The 3,351-nt window shown below is 45.7% G+C and carries 3 protein-coding genes; all 3 read right to left on the bottom strand.

What is annotated here, in order from left to right:
* Positions 1-151 precede the first annotated feature (151 nt).
* Positions 152-1,342 (bottom strand): lipase family protein, encoded by a 1,191-nt coding sequence (locus tag QT974_RS14170; protein WP_333469108.1) that lies wholly within the window; start codon positions 1,340-1,342, stop codon positions 152-154.
* 295 nt (positions 1,343-1,637) lie between these two features.
* A complete protein-coding gene (locus tag QT974_RS14165) occupies positions 1,638-2,450 on the bottom strand; it encodes a Uma2 family endonuclease (protein WP_333469107.1) in 813 nt (270 codons plus the stop codon).
* Between the two features lie 22 nt (positions 2,451-2,472).
* Complete coding sequence (locus tag QT974_RS14160; RefSeq protein WP_333469106.1) at positions 2,473-3,102, bottom strand: hypothetical protein; 630 nt, start codon at positions 3,100-3,102, stop codon at positions 2,473-2,475.
* Positions 3,103-3,351: the final 249 nt, after the last annotated feature.

Here is a 3,351-nt window from a genome sequence, read left to right as displayed (position 1 = left end):
TTTGGCGTGCGAATTCTATTCGCCCGGACTATTCGCTATTCGCCCGAACTTAAATGGGCATTTATCTATTTTGTTGAGTCCGCCTCCGCGGACTTCGTTTGTTTGGCGTGCCAATTCTATTCGCCCGGATTATTTGCTATTAGCTACCAACCTATTTTAACCCGGAATTTGGGGAGGTTCGGGGTTTGTTGGTTTCGACTTGTTTGTCGATCGCACTTCTGTAACTATCCACCACGTGATTCGGCATCACATCCCCATTAGGCGCCAAAAAAGCCCACTCCTCACCCACGTGCACGTATTCAGTTTTAAAGAATACCGTAAAAGGCACCAGCGTAATTGCATCCGCCAAATTTACCACTCGATAGCTGTTCGGTACAACTCGATTGTGATCCCTCGCAAACACCCGATCGCCCACCCTCGGACTGCCATAAGTATACAACTGCACCTGCTTTTTCAACCGAGGAACATTTACTGCAATGTCGATCGCAGCCAAAGTCGCGATCGCAGCACCCAAACTGTGGCCCGATACATAGCAAGGAACCGACGGATTCAGCTTTTTGGCAATTTCCAGCGTTTGAGCCGCAATATTGCTGTAGATGGTTGAAAAACCGGGATGAATTTTACCGTAAGACTTACTGAAAACCTTACTTTCTTTTGTAGCGTAGACAGCATTGATATTGAGTACCCATTCGATAGTTCTTTGCGTGCCGCGAAAGACAATAATATTGTGTTTTTTTGAACTGAGGACAAAACCAAAATAAACCGGAATTTTGCGATTAATTTTAACAACCTCCCTTGCAGTATTTTTGATGACTCTTTCCGCAGTACCTACATTTTTGCCGATCGGATCGATTTCCCCATTTGGGGAAGTCGCCTGCTGCGGAATTTCCACCTCGATTTCTTCCGAGATATTGGCTTCTTCTCCTTTAATCGCCGCAACTAGAGTGTAGTCTTTCAACTTAGTCGTATAAGCTGGCAGCGATTTAATGTTACCGTCATAGCTAGGCTCTATCTTGCCTTTGAAGTATTGCTGCGTTGCCAATTTGCTGCACAAAATCAGCAGTTTAGAAATCTCGCGGTTGTAGGGAATTGGCGGCGGAGATAGTTTGACAGATGCTTGAATTCGCCGCGCTTCAGTAATTTTTTTCGCATCGGCTTCTAAGCTTTTCAAGAAAATCCTATTGGCTTCTCTGTCGTTGAGTAAAGCTAAAACTTGTTTCTGGCGATCGCCCTTGGCTTTCCGGCGCAAATATTCCGGTATTGCGGTAGCTGCTGACGCGGCCGCCAATCCTCCGAGCAACAGTTGTCTGCGGGTAATTTTTGTTGCAATATACTTGGTCATACACTAACTCTAAATATAGTCTTTCTCAGAAAGATGAGGTACTGATGGGCATCGGGCATCGGGCATCGGGCATCGGGCATCGGGCATCGGGCAAAGAGGGCCTGGGGCATAGGGCATAGGGCATAGAGTATAAGGGATACCTCACTTTTTTGAGAACCGCTATATCAATACCAAAAAATGGGTTTTTTAGCTAATCTGCTGGCTGCAATGAATGATTGTCGTAAAAAACCCGGTTTCTCAACTCGTCCTTGATTGCTGCTTTCCTAATACAGTCCCCTGTCAACAAAGGTTTCCCTCACAATTGGGGTTCAATTCCAGCCGATCGCAACTGAGCGCGCAATTGCTCTAATTCTTCTTGAGCGCGATCGGCCCTTTGCCGTTCTTGTTCGGCTCGTTGCCGTTCTTGTTCAGCTATTTGTTGTTCTTCCTCAACTCTTTCAAAGCCAGTTAACAGCAGATTCCCTTCACTATCCCACCAGCGCAGCCAAGGTAACTCAACATTTTGATACCTTCCCTGCCAAATTCCCAATTCCACTCCTAACGGTGGAATTGGATAATGACCGCGCGAGTTTGCCGGAACTAAATGATAGCTGCGGTCTACTAAATGGTAAACTTCAACACTCGCCTTAGTGACTTCATAAATTCCGTAAAATTCCGGACGGATGACATTTTCATAAATCCAGAATTTGCCAGGTTTAGTTTCCTGTTGACCAGTTCGCAACAAAGGCGTTCTATCTCGTTCTTGTGCACCATTGCCCGACACAAATTCTAACACAACTAACGGTGCTATAAACTCTTGCCACATCACATAAGAACGACGCACTTGACCGTCAAATGTTGGCGGGACATTTGGCACATAAAACCAGTCCGGTGCTTCTGCACCCTTTTCTAGCGGATCTGTCAATCGCCAATAAATCCCGCTATCTTGACCGATACAGTAATCAGCATCTGGATGAATGGTTTGGAGGATCGGAGTAATAGAATCCGTTAACAGAATGCTTTGGGGATGTTCTTGAAAGTTTTTCACAAAAGTGCCGTCGGATTCTGGTAGCTGAGTGTGATCTGGCCAACCTGCGGGGTTGTTTTCTACATCAAGGGAGAATTTCATGGTTTTATGTGAGTAACAGGTCTTAATCAAGAATGTCTTTAATTTTTTCCTCAAACTCCTCTTGACTTATATTACCATTTATCAAGGCATCAGTCAGGGATTTAATCGAATTTTCTGCTACTAGCTCGGGAGAGGCGATCGCCCCAATATTCGCCTCAAACAAAGCCGCCCCTTCCGGTTGAGAACTATCGAAAACTTCCTTGAGTTCCGCTGCATCCATTTGGCGGCCGCTAGCATAATAAAGATGCGTCGCCTGTCCCACCCTCCAAGTCAGTGCAAACAGCGACGAAGCCACCGCAAAACCGCCCACAAACGGCACAAACAAACCCAAACCATACATCGATATCCAAGCCATAAACGCTGCCCAAAAAGAACCCAAACCCCCGAACAAATTGCCTCCGATCGCCAGCGCATCTTGACCTTTTGGATAGCCCCATTTTGCCCCAATATCCCGCATCATTTTTAACAGCAACAGGCTCGCCACCAGCAGCGTCACCGTCATACTTCCCGGCAGCGGGTTGAGTCCCAGAATTGCAGATCCAATGGCATAATCTATAATCAAGTCGCGGATTTCTTTGTTGATTTCAACAAGATTGGGCGATCGGGCGATCGCTTCCATTTCCGCTGAGGTTTTTGGGGAATTTTCAGACATAAAATTTCGTCTTTAGGAAAATCTCTAAAAAGTCTTGTGGAGCAGGCATTTTGGCTGCCCTCTACAGGCTTTTATGGAGAGATATATTATAACCCAATAGGCTTCATTTAAGATTGTCATTGCGAGGAACGAAGCAATCGCAGCGTCTATTTTTGATAGGTTTTCCGGGTGCATCTCGCTTTTAAAGAGGGCGAAGCATGACCGCATATAAGTTATTAGTTATAATCCCATATTGACTACGGTCATGCT

The sequence above is a fragment of the Microcoleus sp. BM001215392 genome (assembly GCF_036700185.1).
Classification (GTDB): domain Bacteria; phylum Cyanobacteriota; class Cyanobacteriia; order Cyanobacteriales; family Microcoleaceae; genus Microcoleus.
This window is presented reverse-complemented; position numbering and strand designations above follow the sequence as displayed.